This window comes from Rhodococcus sp. FW305-130, assembly GCF_058788335.1.
Map to the genome: position 1 here is coordinate 70,029 of NZ_JBYTAP010000010.1, position 15,881 is coordinate 85,909.

The 15,881-nt window shown below is 63.5% G+C and carries 16 protein-coding genes and 1 pseudogene; 8 read left to right on the plus strand and 9 right to left on the minus strand.

What is annotated here, in order from left to right:
• Positions 1-306: 306 nt before the first annotated feature.
• The gene (locus tag AC3WQS_RS27120) at positions 307-567 is read right to left on the minus strand and encodes a hypothetical protein (RefSeq protein ID WP_492712955.1); all 261 of its coding nucleotides are present in this window, start codon (positions 565-567) and stop codon (positions 307-309) included.
• Positions 568-875: 308 nt separating this feature from the next.
• Here AC3WQS_RS27120 and AC3WQS_RS27125 point away from each other — a divergent pair, with 308 nt between their 5' ends.
• The 8 genes and pseudogenes from AC3WQS_RS27125 (at position 876) to AC3WQS_RS27160 (ending at position 7,525) form a co-directional block, all read left to right on the plus strand.
• Positions 876-2,345, plus strand: a complete 1,470-nt coding sequence (locus AC3WQS_RS27125) for a serine hydrolase domain-containing protein (RefSeq protein ID WP_492712954.1) — start codon at positions 876-878, stop codon at positions 2,343-2,345.
• 10 nt (positions 2,346-2,355) lie between these two features.
• On the plus strand, positions 2,356-3,339 hold the full coding sequence (locus AC3WQS_RS27130; protein ID WP_492712953.1) for a sensor histidine kinase: 984 nt from the start codon (positions 2,356-2,358) through the stop codon (positions 3,337-3,339).
• Entirely contained in the window at positions 3,336-3,980 is a 645-nt protein-coding gene (locus AC3WQS_RS27135; RefSeq protein ID WP_492712952.1) for a response regulator, read from the plus strand. Before AC3WQS_RS27130 ends, AC3WQS_RS27135 begins: the two co-directional genes overlap by 4 nt.
• Before the next feature lie 212 nt (positions 3,981-4,192).
• Positions 4,193-4,453: a ribbon-helix-helix domain-containing protein gene (locus AC3WQS_RS27140; RefSeq protein WP_492712951.1), complete on the plus strand. Its 261-nt coding sequence runs from the start codon at positions 4,193-4,195 to the stop codon at positions 4,451-4,453.
• Positions 4,450-4,686 carry a toxin gene (locus AC3WQS_RS27145; RefSeq protein ID WP_492712950.1) on the plus strand — a complete coding sequence of 79 codons (237 nt, stop codon included), beginning with the start codon at positions 4,450-4,452 and terminating at the stop codon, positions 4,684-4,686. The genes AC3WQS_RS27140 and AC3WQS_RS27145 overlap by 4 nt, the downstream gene beginning before the upstream one ends.
• Positions 4,687-5,395: 709 nt before the next feature.
• A complete protein-coding gene (locus tag AC3WQS_RS27150; RefSeq protein WP_492712949.1) occupies positions 5,396-6,385 on the plus strand; it encodes an SMI1/KNR4 family protein in 990 nt (329 codons plus the stop codon).
• 193 nt (positions 6,386-6,578) lie between these two features.
• Positions 6,579-7,291: pseudogene (locus AC3WQS_RS27155) on the plus strand (IS6 family transposase).
• Positions 7,292-7,363: 72 nt separating this feature from the next.
• Positions 7,364-7,525: a hypothetical protein gene (locus AC3WQS_RS27160; RefSeq protein WP_492712948.1), complete on the plus strand. Its 162-nt coding sequence runs from the start codon at positions 7,364-7,366 to the stop codon at positions 7,523-7,525.
• A 22-nt stretch (positions 7,526-7,547) separates the two neighbouring features.
• On the opposite strand, the gene fdxA is transcribed toward AC3WQS_RS27160, so the two are convergent.
• The 8 genes from fdxA to AC3WQS_RS27200 form a co-directional block, all read right to left on the minus strand.
• Positions 7,548-7,883: a ferredoxin gene (fdxA, locus tag AC3WQS_RS27165; RefSeq protein ID WP_492712947.1), complete on the minus strand. Its 336-nt coding sequence runs from the start codon at positions 7,881-7,883 to the stop codon at positions 7,548-7,550.
• 12 nt (positions 7,884-7,895) lie between these two features.
• Positions 7,896-9,338: an aldehyde dehydrogenase family protein gene (locus AC3WQS_RS27170; protein ID WP_492712946.1), complete on the minus strand. Its 1,443-nt coding sequence runs from the start codon at positions 9,336-9,338 to the stop codon at positions 7,896-7,898.
• Between the two features lie 24 nt (positions 9,339-9,362).
• A complete protein-coding gene (locus AC3WQS_RS27175; protein WP_492712945.1) occupies positions 9,363-10,136 on the minus strand; it encodes an SDR family oxidoreductase in 774 nt (257 codons plus the stop codon).
• The gene (locus AC3WQS_RS27180) at positions 10,136-11,068 is read right to left on the minus strand and encodes a dihydrodipicolinate synthase family protein (protein WP_492712944.1); all 933 of its coding nucleotides are present in this window, start codon (positions 11,066-11,068) and stop codon (positions 10,136-10,138) included. Before AC3WQS_RS27180 ends, AC3WQS_RS27175 begins: the two co-directional genes overlap by 1 nt.
• Positions 11,069-11,151: 83 nt before the next feature.
• On the minus strand, positions 11,152-11,955 hold the full coding sequence (locus AC3WQS_RS27185) for an enoyl-CoA hydratase-related protein (protein WP_492712943.1): 804 nt from the start codon (positions 11,953-11,955) through the stop codon (positions 11,152-11,154).
• A complete protein-coding gene (locus tag AC3WQS_RS27190; protein ID WP_256520814.1) occupies positions 11,952-13,187 on the minus strand; it encodes a CaiB/BaiF CoA transferase family protein in 1,236 nt (411 codons plus the stop codon). Before AC3WQS_RS27190 ends, AC3WQS_RS27185 begins: the two co-directional genes overlap by 4 nt.
• Positions 13,184-14,548 carry an FAD-dependent oxidoreductase gene (locus AC3WQS_RS27195; protein WP_492712942.1) on the minus strand — a complete coding sequence of 455 codons (1,365 nt, stop codon included), beginning with the start codon at positions 14,546-14,548 and terminating at the stop codon, positions 13,184-13,186. The genes AC3WQS_RS27190 and AC3WQS_RS27195 overlap by 4 nt, the downstream gene beginning before the upstream one ends.
• A gap of 9 nt (positions 14,549-14,557) precedes the next feature.
• The gene (locus AC3WQS_RS27200) at positions 14,558-15,859 is read right to left on the minus strand and encodes an MFS transporter (RefSeq protein ID WP_492712941.1); all 1,302 of its coding nucleotides are present in this window, start codon (positions 15,857-15,859) and stop codon (positions 14,558-14,560) included.
• Positions 15,860-15,881: the final 22 nt, after the last annotated feature.

The following is a 15,881-nucleotide window of genomic DNA, read 5'->3' on the forward strand; positions in this document are numbered from 1 at the left end:
AAATCGTTCGAACCCTCCGAGCAGCTCAGACCCCTTTTCCGTCGAGTCGGCACAACAACCAAGCGCTCGATCCCGATGGTGGGCAAACGAACTGAGCGGCTATGTTCGCGATTCATCTCGCTACCTCGCGCTCGGTCTGGCTGACGGCGCCACACCCTGACCGGTTACTCCGCCTCGACGGCGAACCTGTCGGAGGCCTCCGACAGGTTCGTACCCAAGGACGACCCTTTTGTAGACGTTCGGGTGCGACACCGGGCGGGCTCCTACCGCCCGGTGTCGCACTGCGTTTGCGGGTGCTGCCGTCATCTAGGCGGCTGAGGTGTTCTCGGCTTCGTCGGAGGCGGGTTCGAGTGCCTCGGCAAGAGTGCGGACGGTCGCGAGGACTGCGCGTGCAGTGTCGGTAATGACCTCGAGGTCTCCGTTTCCCCATCCGGCGATGTAGCCGATGCTGTATTCGGTGGTGTCGAGTCCGAGCAGTCCGGCCAGGACGTAGGCGACGGATTCGGCTTCCACTTCGGCGTGGCCTCGGTGCAGCTCGGCGGGCGCGATGTCTCCGCTGGCGTGCATGAGCGCGTGGACGGCTTCTTTTCTGCACCAGTCACACCCGTCGTTCCGATCACGGCTGCAGAGCCTGATATCGGCGTGAAGATTGCCGGTAGCGCGGCGTACTAGATTGAGACGAGTTGTTCGGCAGCTGAGATGGCGCTTCTCACCAGCCCCCCCCCCAATCTTGAGGTTGTCGCGCTGAGTTGAAGTGCGCCCGTTCAGGATGCTGCTGAAGGCGGCGTATAGGGTCCGCCCCCCTGACGAAGGTCGGGGGTGCCGACCGACTTTCGGGTCAGGTGCGGGAGGTAGCGAATTCGTAGCGTACGAGTATGCGACTTCGACCTGCCCGAGGCCTACTCGGAACAACCCTGTTGGTGGCCATGGCCCTGCTGCCGACGCAATCGGCGCAGGCAGCGCCTATCGACGAGCTCGATCGGTCCGGGATCGAGAAGTACGTAACCGATTACATGGATCGGTCCGGGTACCCGGGGGTCTCGATCGCTATCACCCACGGCCACGACGTTCTCATGACCGCGGGTTACGGGCACGACTCCACCGGCGCGGACATGACGGCGGACACCCCGATGCCGGTGGCGTCGGTGAGCAAATCCTTCACAGCACTTGCCGTCATGCAACTGGTCGAGTCAGGTGCCGTTGCCCTGGACGAATCGGTGCAGTCTTACCTACCCGACTTCGAGGTGGACGACCCCCGCAGCTCGAAGATCACGGTCCGCGAGCTGCTGAACCAGACGTCAGGCATCAGCGACGAGACCTTGCGCGAGAAGAGCTTGCCGCAACCACACAGCCTCCAGGCTGCCGAGCAGCGGGCCCGCGACGCGACCCTGGCAGAGGAACCTGGGACCCGTCACCACTACACGAACACGAACTACCACCTGGCCGCCCGTCTGGTCGAAGTGGTAAGCCAGCAGCCCTTCGCCGATTACCTGCACGAACGAGTGCTCGATCCGCTCGACATGGACGACACCACCTCCATCGACATGACGCCCGATGACCTGCCACAAGGGGTGTCAAAGGGACACACCTATCTGTACGGCATATCCGTCGCTGCGACCGAGCCCGAGCGATTCGTCAGTGGCTCCGACGGACTGATCACGACCGCCGACGACATGGCGAAGTGGCTCATTATGCAAACCAACGAGGGAATAGCGACCAATGGTGAACGTCTCGCCACACCGGAGACCATCGAACTCATGCGCTCGACGCCGAATGATCAGCCGTACGGCCTGGGGTGGGATCGGGATCAGAAAGGTCGATGGGGCCACAGCGGCGTCTGGTTCACGCACACGGCGTACCAGATGCTGCTGCCATCGGGTTACGGCATCGCGATTATGAGCAACAGTGGCCTGGGCCTGGGCAACGAGAGTCCGTACCTTCTGGCGGACGGGATGGCAGCGATCCTGGAAGGAGAGGAGCCGCAACAGATCGCTGCGACCCGGCTTTACATCGACCTGGTGCTGGCCGCCGTGACGCTGCTCAGCTTCGGACTGGGGGTGCGCACGGTACGACGAGCCGGGGCGTGGGCTGCCCGAGCCGTCCGTCGCCGGTGGTGGTCGATCGCGCTGCAGCTCGCCGCGTGGTTCGTACCGCTGGTGCTGTTGATCGCGCTGCCCCGGCTGCTGGGGTCGTGGGTCGGTGGGGGTCGTGACCTCACCCACGAGCAGCTGTTCTTGTACTCGCCGGCCCTGCTGATCTGGTTCGGGGTCGCGACCACGATCGGTGTAGTCGTGGTGGCGGCGAGACTCCGTTCGCTGCAGGTGACCCGCCGTCTTGAGGTCTAGGATCCTCGCCATGAAGAGCTGGCGCGGCAGTCGGCCGGAGTGGGTGCTCGCGGCCGGGGATCACCCGCATGCGTGGCTGGCGGCAGGCGTGATGCTCAGCCTCGGCGCTGGGCAGGGCATGAGGGACGTGGTCCCGCCATGGGCAGTCGCGCTGTGCGTCGTCGCAGCGACGGCTGCCGGCGTCGCTGGTCGACGGGCCGGGAACGTCGGCGCAGCGGCGGCGATCCTCGGGGCGGGGGCCATCGGCGCGGTCGCGTTCAGCGTGGTCACCGGGTCGTCCTGGAGCGTGACCCTCCTCCTCATCGGCCTGGCCTGCGGCGCCCCGTGGCTCGGTGGTCGGTACCTGCACCAGCAGGACGAGCTGGCCGATCAGGCGGCCCAGCGAGCACGCCTGCAGGAACGCAGTCGCATCGCCCAGGACATGCACGACTCGCTGGGCCACGAACTCAACCTGCTCGCCCTGCGTGCCGGTGCAATGGAATTGGACACCACCCTGACGACAACACATCAAGCTGCGGCATCGGAACTTCGGTCCGGTGCCTCATCGGCGATCACCCAGCTCGCCGCGGTCATCGGAATGCTGCGCGGCGATGGTCCGGTGGCTTGGGGACCGACTAGGCCCGACATCGCCGACTTGATCCGGCGAGCGGCCCGAGCAGGCATGGACGTGACCCTTGAGCGCAACGGCCCAGAGGACGCGGCAATCCCAGTGGTCAGCTGCATCCACCGCGTGATCCAGGAAGGCATCACCAACGCTGCACGCCATGCCCCCGGATCCGCCGTCACCGTGAAGATCGATAGCAGTGCCGAGGAAACTCAGGTGACGGTCATCAACACTCCGCCCAACACGTCGCTCCGTCGCAGTCCCGGGTCACAGACGGGATTCGTGGCGCTGCATGAACGCCTACAGGCGTGCGGCGGCACCCTGTCCGCCGGGCCCCACCACGGCGGGTTCCGGCTCATAGCGCACGTCCCCCATGGAGGCGCAGGATGATCCGCGTCCTGCTAGCAGACGACGAGCCAATGATTCTGGCTGGCGTGCATGCCGTGCTCTCGACTGATCCCGCCGTAACGGTAGTGGCGCAGGCTCGGGACGGCCGGGAGGCAATTGCCCTGGCTCAGGCCCATCGGCCGGACGTGGCCCTTCTCGACATCCGCATGCCGCTACTCGACGGAATTTCGGCTGCCGCAGAGATCGGGCGAACCGTCCCGCAAACTGCAGCATGCATCCTCACCACGTTCGGTGAGGACCAATACGTCGCACGGGCGATCGGCGAGGGAATCCAGGGATTCATGCTGAAGTCGGGCGACCCCCGTGAACTGCTAACCGGGGTGCACGCACTGGCGGCGGGTGGCGCCTACCTCTCCCCCGCTGTCGCCCAGTGGGTCATCGGCCACCTGCGTAACGACCTGGCTGGCCTCAACCAGATCAAGTCGAGAGTCGAGCGACTGACGAGCCGTGAGCGGGACGTCCTCACACTGCTGGGGGAAGGCCTGTCCAATGGTCAGATCGCGCGACGGCTGCACCTGGTGGAGGGCACCGTCAAGGCCCATGTAAGCGCGATCTTGGTCAAGCTCCATGCCGATAACCGGGTCCAGGCGGCGATTGTCGCCCACCAGGCAGGTCTGGCCTGACGGGAAACCGGTGGGACGACCGACACTTGGACCGATGTCCCGAACCATGCCGGCCATCAGGGTGCCGCCCTGCTGCGCCTAACCGACGCGTACCGATGCACTCCAGGTGGTAGTGACGGGTCATTGGCTATAGACGCCTGTGATGACATGCCGAAACCCGGATCCGGAACTCGGTGACTGCGTCAACACGATTTCGTATTACACTAATATCTATGACTGACGAAACGATCAACGATCAGCCCGTCACCGACAACATGATCGAAGAATGGGCAGTCGAAGCCGAGACCGGCTACGACGTCCAAAAATTGCGCAAACGCGGCCGGCCCACCCTCGGAGTCGGCCCCGGCGCAGTAGTGCCCGTACGTATGGACGCCGCATTGCTCGAAGCGTTGAACGCCCGCGCAGAACAAGAACACGTCTCCCGATCCGAAGCGATCCGAGAAGCAGTGCGTGCCTGGACCCAGGTCGCGTGAAAGCCCATAAATCCGCACTCAAACACGGAATCAACGAAGACGCCGGCATCTACGCGGCAGAGCACCACGTGTACGTCGCCGACTTGGACGACGACAACCCCGCCCGCCAATTCCGGCTGGGCTTCGACCCGAACGGACGCCTCCGGGAATTAGTCGTGCTGCGCTTCGACAGCGGAAACGAGCTACTCATACACGCCATGAAGGCCCGACCTCAGTACGTTGATCTCCTGTAATCGATCTCATTCGCGAGCGCGACGCAGGGGAAGTCGACCTGGTCGCCGGAACGACGAGGACATCGCCATCAACGCTCGATGATCGCAGCCTCCACCGACGCAGGTGCGTTCACCTCCACCGCCCGTGCCGAGAACTGGCGCCACCGACCATCCTCGCCACCAGTGGGGTGCACATACAAACTCGCACGACATCCCCCGCGACATTGAATATCCACCCCACCCGGAAGGTGTTCAGTCACATGACAAATGAATTACCCCGATGCCAGAGAGGTAGCGCTCGACGACAGCCGCGTTCGGCGCTGACCCCGTCAACTCTATGGCGACGGCACTGAACCCGATCCACGACTCAGTCTCGCCAACGAACCCTCCTGGCGCACGAGCACCCGAGCTCAGATGCCACGTCTGTTGTTGCTGGATTTCCTTATTGCCACGATGTGCTTAGATGAGTTGGGTTTCGCGGATGACGAACCGACAAGCGACCGTAAGACTGCTTCAAAGATGTCGTCCCACAAAGAAATTCTAAAAAATCCTGTCAAGCACCACACGAAGGCCGTTCCCACCTCCCGACAGGGCCGCGACGCGGGACCAATTGCTCCGAACGCGAACGCTACGAATACGGACAACGTCACTGCCCGTGCCGCCCCGCTCGGCTGAGACAATCCCGGAGACAGACAGTCGGTTTCCATTGTCGGACGAAAGGGAGCACTTCGTGACCTATTGGGCGGTTGCTCGGCCAGACTCGGGTTCCGGTGAGGTTCTCGTACGCAATGGTTACGTCGTCGGTGACGATGCCGCGATCGCGCAGATCGCAGACGTAGGTATGCAGTTTGCTAAGGCGGAGGACGGTTCGCGGCCGATGATCTGGGTGTCGTTGGGAAGCACGAACGCTCGGGTATCGGGCTTTGGTGACCAGAGTCTTGACCGTACTGAACTCGAAGCCGAGATCCGCCGGTGTGTCACCGAGGAACAGAACGCACAGCGCCGCGCCGCTGTCGAGGCGATGATCGACGGTTCTTCGCACGCGCGAAGAGCCGCGCATTCAACGCCGACGGGTTCAGTTCGTGATCAGTGGAACCGGATCACCGAGTGGCTGCGAGTCCACTTTCCCGGCATGACGATCACTGGAGCCGAGCGTGACCGTGTGGACGCCGCGATCGAGAGAACGGGACAAAGCTGGCCGGCCGAGTTGATCGAGCTATACACCTTGGTCGACGGAGTTTCCGACGAAAGGTTGCTGGGGTTGCTCCACCGTTTCGCGCTTCTCACGTTGGACGATGTCCTCTGGTATTGGGAATCGTCTATTCAGATTTGGGACGAGAGTGCGCGCTTGTTCGGCGATGGCCCCGTTGAAGCCCCTACCGAGGCGGGATTTCAAGCCGACACCTTCCTCCCGGATTTCGTGCCTTTCGCAGGGATGGACGGCAATTTCTTGTGCGTCGACACCCGCCCTGGCCCCATGCACGGTTGCGTAACCGAATTCGACAAAACCGGGGCAGACGAACCCGGACCCCGTTGGGTCTCAATCAGCGCCATGCTGACTGACCTCGCCGACAGTCTGACGACCTCGCAAGCATTCGACGACGGGTGGTACTGGACGAGCGTCAATGGAGCCCTCGAATGGGAACCTGACCGCACGTGGCGGCTCAGACAGCTTGTTAAAAAACATCTTTCGCGGCCCACACACGAGGGTCCCAACTAGGGCAACTCTGAAAGAGGCCCACTTCGAGAGCGGCTGCGCGACTGCATCCCATCCGTAGGTTTCTTCGTCCGCTCCATCCGGGTGCTTCCGAAGATCACGCGCTTGGTGACAGAATCGAACAACTGACGGCCACGCGAGGGATATACCCTTGAGGGCACTGTCACGTTGTTGCGCACGGCAACTGGGAGAATGAATGGCCACCCCAATGCCGTCGGATAAAGGTCGCTGCTACCCGATCGAGATCATCAACCGCTGCGTGTGGCTGTACTTTCGGTTTCCCGCTCAGCTTCCGTGAAGTCGAGGAACTCATGCTCGAACGCGGTGTCGTGGTCAGCGATGAGACGATCCGGCGGTGGTACGCCAAGTTCGGGCAGACATACGCAAACCAATTGCGGCGACGGCGGGCGCGACCCGGCGACAAGTGGCACCTCGACGAGGTTTACATCCGAATCAACGGCCGGGAACATTACCTGCGGCGGGAGGTCGACCAGCACGGCAACCTACTCGATGTCCTGGTCCAGCCCCGACGAAACGGCAACGCCGCCAAGCGATTCTTCCGTAAGCTACTCGAGCGGCTTGCACGATGTGCCGCGAGCAATCGTCACCGAAAAGCTCGGCAGCCACCAAGTGGCGCATCGCGAGCTGCTGGCCTCGGTCGAGCATCGCCGATCCAACTACTTGGACAATCAAGCCGAGAACTCGCATCAACCCGCCAGGCAGCGAGAACGGGCCATGAAACGGTGCACATCGGCCCGGCACGCGAAACGCTTCCTGTCCACCTTCTCGGGTATTTCACCGCTTTTCCGATCCCACCGACACAGACTCCCGGCGCCCGAATGGCATACCGAGATGACCCACCGGGTCGCGGTCTGGCGGGAAGTCACCGCGACCGGTGTTGTTGCGTGAAAGTGAACGGGCCAGTGGCATCCTGTAGCCGACTGCACTAAACATGCTTCGCTGCTTCACTTTTCGATTAACGTGACAGTGTCCGGCGCGGGTGTCATCGACTGGTCCGAAGCCGCGCAGGGCGATCCCTTGTCCGAACTGGCAACATTGGTCCTTGGCCACCCGGAACATCTCGACGACGTTGTCGAAGGCTACGGCGCTGTCGTCGACCTCGAGGTCATCCGTGCCTGGTAGACACTTGGAGATAGGGATACTCCTATGCCTGATGGGCAGCTACTTCTTGCCGGGGAAGTGCTGCAACGAGAGCTGCATCAAAGGACATTGGTCCCAGAGCTGCCGCCCCCTTGGGAGAGCCTATGTCAGTGAAGAACTCGGCGTTTGCGCTGACATAGCCAGCCCAGATGTCAGGCAGATCCTCGTCAAAATAGATTGCTTCGACAGGACAAACCGATTCGCAGGCCCCACAGTCGATGCACTCCCCCGGGTGGATGTACATTGATCGCTCACCTTCATAAATGCAGTCAACGGGACAGGCCTCGACACACGACCGGTCCAGGACATCCACGCAGGGAAGTGCAATGACGTAGGCCATTTTTCACAGCTCCTAGACACCCGTATAGATGGTCTTGCCCCAGGAGAAGAACTCCAGCGCAGTGTGGCCCTGTTCCCGGAAGGTGTTTGTCGATGAATCCCCGATCCCGCCGAACGGTACGTTCAGATCCAACCCCGCAGTGGGTCGGTTGACCTTGACGACCCCGGCTTGGGCGCGCTGGGTGAAGTCGGTTGATCGAGCGAGGCTGTCGGTGCAAATGCCTGCGGTGAGGCCATAGGACGAGTTGTTGATCTGGGCAAGCCCCTCCTCGTAGTCGGGGACTTCAAGAACCGCGACCACGGGGCCGAAGATCTCGTCGGTAACGACGGGGTCGTCGTTGGAAACATTGGTAATCACCGTCGCTTCAAAGGCCTGGCCGTTTGAGCGGCCACCCTGCACCACGCGCGCACCACGCCGGGTCGCACCTTCAACGGCAGCGATGTCCGTTGCCAGCTGCTGTTCGCTCACCACCACGCCCATGGCGGTCGCCGGATCAAGGCCATCACCCGGGACATAGTTGCGTGCCAGGACCGCGAGCTCGTCGAGCAACGCAGGGAAAATGCCGGGGGTCGCGTAGACGCGCGAAGTGGCGGTGCAGGCCTGGCCGGTAAGGCCGAAACCGCCGGCCGCGATCACTTGTGCCGCGTCACACAGGGACGCATCGTCAAGGACAAGCACACCGTTCTTCCCACCCATCTCAAGCTGCACGCGGGCGCGGCGTTCGCTCAGCGCGCGGTGCAGACCGAGACCCACGTTTGTTGATCCCGTGAACGAGAGTGCGGCAATGCGCTTGTCCTTGGCCAACGCCTCCCCTACGACCCGCCCCTTGCCGTGGACGACGTTGAGTACGCCTTCGGGCAGACCGGCATCCATGAGGGCCATGGCCAGGTGTGTTGCCGACATCGGCGTGAGCTCTGCCGGCTTGAGCACCACGGAGTTGCCGGCCAGGAGCGCGGGGGCCATCTTCCATGCCGGGATGGCAATCGGGAAGTTCCACGGCGTAATAAGCCCCACCACCCCGAGCGGCTCGCGGCGCGTGTGGATGCTCGTTCCCGGCAACCCGCTGGGCAACACATCGCCGCTTGCGGCCCACCCGAGTGAACCGAAGAAGCGCAACACATCGATGGCACGATTCACCTCGCCCGTGGCCTCGGCGAGGGTCTTCCCTTCTTCGCGGACAAGGTCGGCGGCAACGATGCCAATCCGGCCTCGGAGGATCTCTCCGGCGGCCATGAGGATTGCGCCGCGGGCCGGCATGGGGAACGCCGCCCATTTGCCTTGCGCGGCGCTTGCGGCGCCGATGGCATTACTCAGGGTTTCGACCGTGGAACTCGGTGAGACGGAGGCGATCTGGCCGGGGCGGGCCGGATTCATGCGTTCAAAATCCGAGGTTCCGGCCCATTCACCACCGATGAGGTTTTGGGCGATGGCTGAGGCTTCGAGGGTGCTGGTCATGGTGTTCTCCAATGCCGTGTCAGGTTAAAGGGAGCGGACAAGTCCGCCGTCGCACCGCAGCGCAACCCCCGTGATGTAGGAGGCGGAGTCGCTGCAGAGGAAGGCAGCCGCGGCGCCGAATTCTTCCGGGCGGCCGTAGCGGCCCGCAGGTATTGCCGCGAACGATTCGGCGCGCACCGTTAGTACGTCGGTGTCCCGCCGTGCCGCGGCCGCCGCGTCAAGTGCATCGACGCGATCGGTGTTGATGCGGCCGGGCAGCAGCAGGTTTGCCGTGACTCCCTGATGGGCTTGTTCGGAGGCAAGAGTCTTGATGTACGCGGCGAGCGCCGAGCGCCCGACGTTGGACAGCACGAGGTTTGGCAGGGGCGCAGTGATCCCGCTCGATCCGATGGCGAGGATACGACCCCAGCCGCGCTTGACCATGCCGGGCAGCACCGAGGCAATCAGCCGCTGTTGGGGCAGCAACAGTCCGTCGATTGCTTCGGAAAGGTCTTCGGCGCTCGTGTCGCTTGCGAGCTTTGGCTTCGGGCCAGGCCCGTTCGTCACGAGTATCTCGACAGAACCCAGCTCCACGGTGACCCGGTCAACGGTTTCCGCAGGCGCACCCGGGACGCCGAGGTCCAGGTGGAAGGCGGTGGCGCCGGGCAGTGTCGCGGCCACGGACCGGGCACGTTCAAGATCGCGCCCGGTAACCACCACGCGTGCACCCTCGGCTGCCAGGGACGTGGCCACCGCAAGCCCGAGGCCGCCGGTCGATGCCGCAACGAGGGCGACGCGTCCCTCAACTCCGAGATCCACTATGCCTCCACGGGAACTGAAGAAGTCTGCAGCAGATCGCGCTCGAGGGCTTCCCGGTGCGTGACAAGCGAACCGTGCAGGATCTCCGGGAACGCCGCAGCGGGAAGGCGAGCTCCGGACTCCTTGATGAAGCCCCGCTGGCGCAGCAGCTCCTTGCGCACGGCGAGGGCAATGCGGGGCTGCTGCTCAAAATTGATGAGCGGCAGGTACGGGGCCAGCGCCTCGTGGGCGGCTTCGAAACCGCCGCTCTGCCAGGCGTCAACGCACGCGATCAGTCCCTCCGGGTAAGAGAAACCGGTCATCGCGCCCGCGGCGCCCGAGAGCAGCTCGTCAAGCAAATTCTGTCCGCCCAACCCGCCAAAGACCGGAACGTCAACGGATTCGCGGAGCTCCGCGATCGCAAGGTTGGTGGGCGGGGCCTCCGACTTGACCGCAATGACGAACGGGCAGGCCCGCACGATGGCGGCGACGGATGCACTGGACACCGATACCCCGCTCACCGCCGGGTAGTCCTGCAACACGATCTTGACGCCGAGGGTCTCGTGGATTGCCATCAGGTGGTCCACCACGAGGTTCGGACGCGCCGAGTTGATCTGCACCATCACGGCAGCAAGCCGGTCCCCCACGGTTTCCAACGCCAGCCGGGATTCCTCGAGCGCAGGTCGTGTGTGCAGGCTCGCCACCCCGACGACCAGCGGCAGCGTCGTGCTCTCGACCACGACTTCCATCACGGTCTCGCGCTCGATGGCGGTCAGGCTTGCCGCCTCTCCAAAGACGCCGAGCACGGCGAGGCCTGTCGCCCCGATTCGTTCGTAGTGTTCGACGAGAGTGGCAAGGCTTTCCTCGTCGATGTCGAAGGTACTTCCCTGGAACGGGGTGGCAACGATTCCCCAGACCCCGGGGACGAGCCCTTCCGTGCGCTTCGTGGTCATGTTCAAACTCCTTGGTGTGCCACGTTCCGGTGGTTGCTTCACTTGCTTGCTTCGTTTGGTTGCTTCGACGCGCGGTGTCCGGCCTAGCGGCCGCTCCAAACCGGTTCCCGCCTCTCCTGGAAGGCCAGGACTCCCTCTTCCTGCTCCTTGCTCATGAGTGCGTCGGTGAGTGCCGGCACCAGAAGCGCACGGGCGTCGCGTGCCGACAGGTGCTCGGTGCGGGTCACCATCTGCTTGACGGCACGAACCGAAGTGGGTGCGCAGCGCAGGATCTGCTGGACCCAGCGTTCGACGGCTTCGTCGAGTTCGGCGTACGGGACAACCTCGTTGACAAGCCCGTGACTGTGCAACTCCTGCGCGCTGGCCTTGCGGCCGGTGAGCAGCATGCCCATGGCCACGTTGTGCGGAATCTTGCGAACCAGAAGCGCGATCCCACCGTCAAGTGCGAGCCGCCCGACGTTGGGTTCCGTCAGCCCCAGACGAGCGTGCTCGGCGGCAACAACGATGTCCGCACCGAGCACAATTTCCATGCCGCCGCCAAGCGCGTAGCCGTTGACCCGGGCGATGACCGGCACGTCGAGGGTGTTGCGCAGGCTGAGGCCGCCGAACCCGTTGGGATCCATGTCTGCCCAGTACTCCAGGCCGGTCTTGGCGACCGCGGAGGGGGTCATGTCTGCCCCCACGCTGAATGCGCGGTCCCCCGCGCCGGTCACCACGACCACGCGGACATCGCTGTCCGCCTCGATGCGATCCCAGATCTCGTTGAGTCGGCCGAAGGCGGGTCCGTCCACCGCGTTGAGCACCTGGGGCCGGTCGATCGTCACCCGGGCGATGTGGTTGGCGACTTCGAAGCTCACGCCGTCGCGCGTCTCGAATGGCGTGCTCATCGCAGCACCCCGTCCGCGAGCAGCTTTTCGATGGTCGCGTCGTCCACGCCGTACTCACGCAGGATCTCGACGTTGTGTTCGCCGAGTCGGGGTGCGGCCCGGCGCACCTCGGGCGGGTTGGCCGAAAGCCTGATCGGCGCGTTCAACATCTTCACGGTGCCGACCACCGGGTGCTCGGCCTCGACGATCATGTTGTTGGCGGCGGTCTGTGGATCCGCGAGCGTCTGTTCAAGAGAATTGACCGGGGCGTTGAGCAGCCCTTCGTCCTCCAGCCGTTGGCACCAGTACGCGGTGGTGTTGGTCGCAAACTTCGCGGCGAAGATCTTTTGCAGCGACGGCTTTTGGGCAAACTGCTGTTCAAGCGTTGCGTACTCGGGGCGCTCGCTGAGGTCGTCCTCGAGGTCCAGTGCCCGGGACAGATGGTGCAACGGGTTTTGGGTGAATCCGCCGACCAGGCACAGGGCGCCGTCGGTGGTTTCGAAGACCCCGCTCAACGGCATTTCGGCCCAGTTGACCTCGTAGCCGCGGTTAAGCTGCATGCAGGCCTCCTGCATCTGCATGTGCAGCATCGAGTCGTACATCGTGACCTCCACTTTCTGGCCCTGACCCGTGAGGTCGCGGGTGCGCAGGGCGAGCAGGATCCCCTGGGCCAGGTGCATTCCGGTGGTGTAGTCGCAGAGGGTCGTGGGGTACATGGACAGGGGGATCTCGGGCGATTCGCGGCGCCACATCACTCCGGAGTAGGCCTGCGCAATCGCATCCTGCCCGCCCTTGTGTGCGTACGGCCCTTCGTTGCCGAATCCTGTGCCGGAAGCCCAGATCAGGCCGCGGTTTTCACGCGAGAGTTCCTCGTAGCCGAAGCCCATGCGCTCAATGACACCGTGGCGGAAATTGCTGACCACTACGTCGGCCTCGGCGATGATGCGTCGCAGTACCGCGCGGCCTTCCTCCTCCCGGGTGTCGATCGAGAGGCTGCGCTTGTTCCGGTTGATCGAGAGGAAGATCGGGTTGTCCTGCCCGTCCTTGTCCGGGAAGGAGTTGCGGGCGATGTCGCCGAGGCCCGGGCGCTCGATCTTGATGATGTCGGCGCCGAAGTCCCCGAGCATCTGGGTGGCACTTGGCCCCATGAAGACCTGGGTGAAGTCAACAACGGTGATCCCGGCCAGCGGGAGCGGTAGGGCCGTTGCCCCTGGTTCGCTCAGGTCATTCGGACGGGTGTCGGTGATACTCATACCAGTGCCTCCTCGGGGGCGTCGATGGTTGCGTTCGTGGCAGGAACGTCGCCGGGGTCGGCTCCGTGCAATTTCATGCCTGCCTGAATGTCGGTTGCGGAAACATCCCGAACCAGGAGGTTCTTGTCCAGCGCGATGGCTGCGGCCACGCCGACGGCCTGTCCCATGGCCATGCACGGGGGGATTTCCCGCGAGGACTTCTGGGCGTCGGGAGTCGCCGAGTAGTGGCGGCCCGCGACGAGCAGCTGGTCGACTTCCTTGGGAAGTAACGAGCGGTACGGGTAGTAGTAGTCGCGACCGCGTGCTACCGAGTCCGCGAAGTGGCGGCGGGTGGTGACATCGTCCTTGGTCATCACGTATTCGCCCTGCAGCAGGCGCGTTTGGCGCACACCGATCTGTGGTGCGGCATCGACGATGTAGCTGTTCTCGAAGCCCGGCAAGTTCTCCCGCACATAGGCCGCAGCCTCGGCGATCCGGTCGCGGGCCGCCAACTCGGCGCGGGTGAGATCGACGGGGTCAACGCCGTTGTAGCCAGTCATGTGCGGAGCGTTGCACCAGACCACGCCGGGCAGCGGGGTCTTCAGCCACCACAGTTCCCAGGCTCCGCCGAGCAGGCGCTTGATGATGCGGTTGATGGCGCGCGCTTCCTTGGGGTTTTCCTGTTCGAAGTGCTCCGCGGCATCCGTGTCCACGCCACCGAGCCGGAACACCAGGGTGGTCAGGTAGCTGTCCTGTATGTGGCTGGCGCCCGCGCGGGAGGCAACGTCGATGTCGCCAGTAGTGTCGATGACGATGTCGGCGAGGTACGCCTGCGGGCCGGCCTTGGATTCGCAGATCACGCCCTTCATCACGCCGTTCTCAACGACGGGCTGGCTGAACCAGGCGTGGAGACGCAAGTCGACGCCGGCTTCCCGCACCAGGTCGTTCGAGACCCGCTTCCAACCATCGGGGTCAAACGCCGCTGCATAGCAGATCGGCTTTGGCTGCACATGCGAATGGAAGTCGAAAAGACCGTACCGGCCCCACTTGTTCCAGGTTTCGCGCGATGCGTAGCGGTCTTCCTCCGGTGCAACCACCACGAGGCCAAGCCGGTCCATGCGTTCGATGTACTCGGAGACGATGCCCGTGACGGAGATTTCCGACCCGTTGACCATGTCATCGAGTACCAGAACCATGCCGCCGGAGGCGAGCCCGCCGAGATATGAGTACCTCTCCAGCAGAGTGACTTTGGCGCCGGAACGCGCGGCGGTGACCGCGGCGGACACACCGGCGGGTCCACCGCCCACGACGATGACGTCGGAGCGCGAAACTACGGGTGCTTTCAAGGTAGCGGGGGTGACTCGAAGGTCCAGTGCAGTCATTGTGGTTCTTCACTTTCCGATGTAGAGGCCGTTGGCACGGCGGGCAAGAATGTAGAAGACGATGCTGAGAATGAGGAGAACTGCTACATAGACCGGGAAGAGCCATGAAGCACCGACAGATTGCAGCCACACCAACAGATAGGAAGCGGTGCCTCCGAAGAGAGCGACGCCGACGCCGTAGCCCAGTGATACGCCGGCACCACGTGAAGCCTTGGGCATCAGGGAGCTGGAGACCACGTTGTAGAGGGTCAGGTTCAGTACGAGCACCACCGAACCGCCCAGAAGCACCACGGCAAATCCTCCGATGCCGGGCTCGGTGTATGCCAGCATGAGGAAAACGGAAGGGACCGCGAGTATCCGCGTCACGATGAACCAACGCGACATGGATCGGCCGTCAACGAGCTTTCCAATGATCCAGCTACCGGCCACCATGATCACGCCAAGAATCGTGGTCACGGCAAAGACCGAAGTCGGATTTTCCTTGAAGCCGCTGCGTGCGGCGCTGGGCAGGCCGGTGGTCCAAGCGTAGCTGTAGGCCTGGACCGCACCGACAACAAAGACGATCGCGAGAACGCTCAGCCAGTTCTTGCGTACACCGGCCCAAACAGACTTCGTCGTCGTTTCCGCCAGCTCTTCCGGCTTCATCGTTTCCGGGAGCGTGCGGCGCAGATAGAGAACCACGAACCCGAAGACTGCCCCGATGATGAACGGGATGCGCCAACCCCACGCGGTCATCTCATCACCGCTCAGAGCCAGGCTGCACAAGAAGCTGACCATCGAGGCGAGCAAGACACCGATGTTGACGTAGAACGTCATGATGCCGGCGACGGCACCTTCGCGGCCTTCCGGCGCCAGTTCCAGAGCGTGTGCAGTGGACAATGGAGCCTCGATACCGGCCGAAATGCCCTGAACAACGCGGCACAGCAGCAGGATGACTCCTGCCCATGGACCGATCTGTGCGTAGGTGGGAGTGACTGCGATGACCAATGTTGTAGCTGCCATCATCATGATCGACAGGAGCATCACGCGCCGGCGGCCGATCTGGTCGGCAAGGGTGCCAAGCAGGATGCCGCCAAGAGGGCGGAACGCGAACCCCACCGCAAACACGGCCAGGGCACCGAGGGTTGCGGTAACAGGATCGTGCGAGGGGAAGAAACTTGGCCCAATGAACGCCGACAAGAGACCGAAGATCATCCAGTCGTACCATTCGAGAGCGTTGCCGAGTCCGAGCCCGAACAAGCCTCGGCGAACCTCGGAAGAGAAGCGTGATGTGTTGCGTTTTGCCGCTGGGGAGACAACGGTTTCTACCATGATTTCCTTCTTTCACTTGCGC

Coding starts and splice junctions, on each gene's coding strand:
- AC3WQS_RS27120 (WP_492712955.1), bottom strand. CDS start 567: ATGCACGCCAGCGGAGACATCGCGCCCGCCGAGCTGCACCGAGGCCAC.
- AC3WQS_RS27125 (WP_492712954.1), top strand. CDS start 876: ATGCGACTTCGACCTGCCCGAGGCCTACTCGGAACAACCCTGTTGGTG.
- AC3WQS_RS27130 (WP_492712953.1), top strand. CDS start 2,356: ATGAAGAGCTGGCGCGGCAGTCGGCCGGAGTGGGTGCTCGCGGCCGGG.
- AC3WQS_RS27135 (WP_492712952.1), top strand. CDS start 3,336: ATGATCCGCGTCCTGCTAGCAGACGACGAGCCAATGATTCTGGCTGGC.
- AC3WQS_RS27140 (WP_492712951.1), top strand. CDS start 4,193: ATGACTGACGAAACGATCAACGATCAGCCCGTCACCGACAACATGATC.
- fdxA (WP_492712947.1), bottom strand. CDS start 7,883: ATGGCCTACGTCATTGCACTTCCCTGCGTGGATGTCCTGGACCGGTCG.
- AC3WQS_RS27170 (WP_492712946.1), bottom strand. CDS start 9,338: ATGACCAGCACCCTCGAAGCCTCAGCCATCGCCCAAAACCTCATCGGT.
- AC3WQS_RS27180 (WP_492712944.1), bottom strand. CDS start 11,068: ATGACCACGAAGCGCACGGAAGGGCTCGTCCCCGGGGTCTGGGGAATC.
- AC3WQS_RS27185 (WP_492712943.1), bottom strand. CDS start 11,955: ATGAGCACGCCATTCGAGACGCGCGACGGCGTGAGCTTCGAAGTCGCC.
- AC3WQS_RS27190 (WP_256520814.1), bottom strand. CDS start 13,187: ATGAGTATCACCGACACCCGTCCGAATGACCTGAGCGAACCAGGGGCA.
- AC3WQS_RS27195 (WP_492712942.1), bottom strand. CDS start 14,548: ATGACTGCACTGGACCTTCGAGTCACCCCCGCTACCTTGAAAGCACCC.
- AC3WQS_RS27200 (WP_492712941.1), bottom strand. CDS start 15,859: ATGGTAGAAACCGTTGTCTCCCCAGCGGCAAAACGCAACACATCACGC.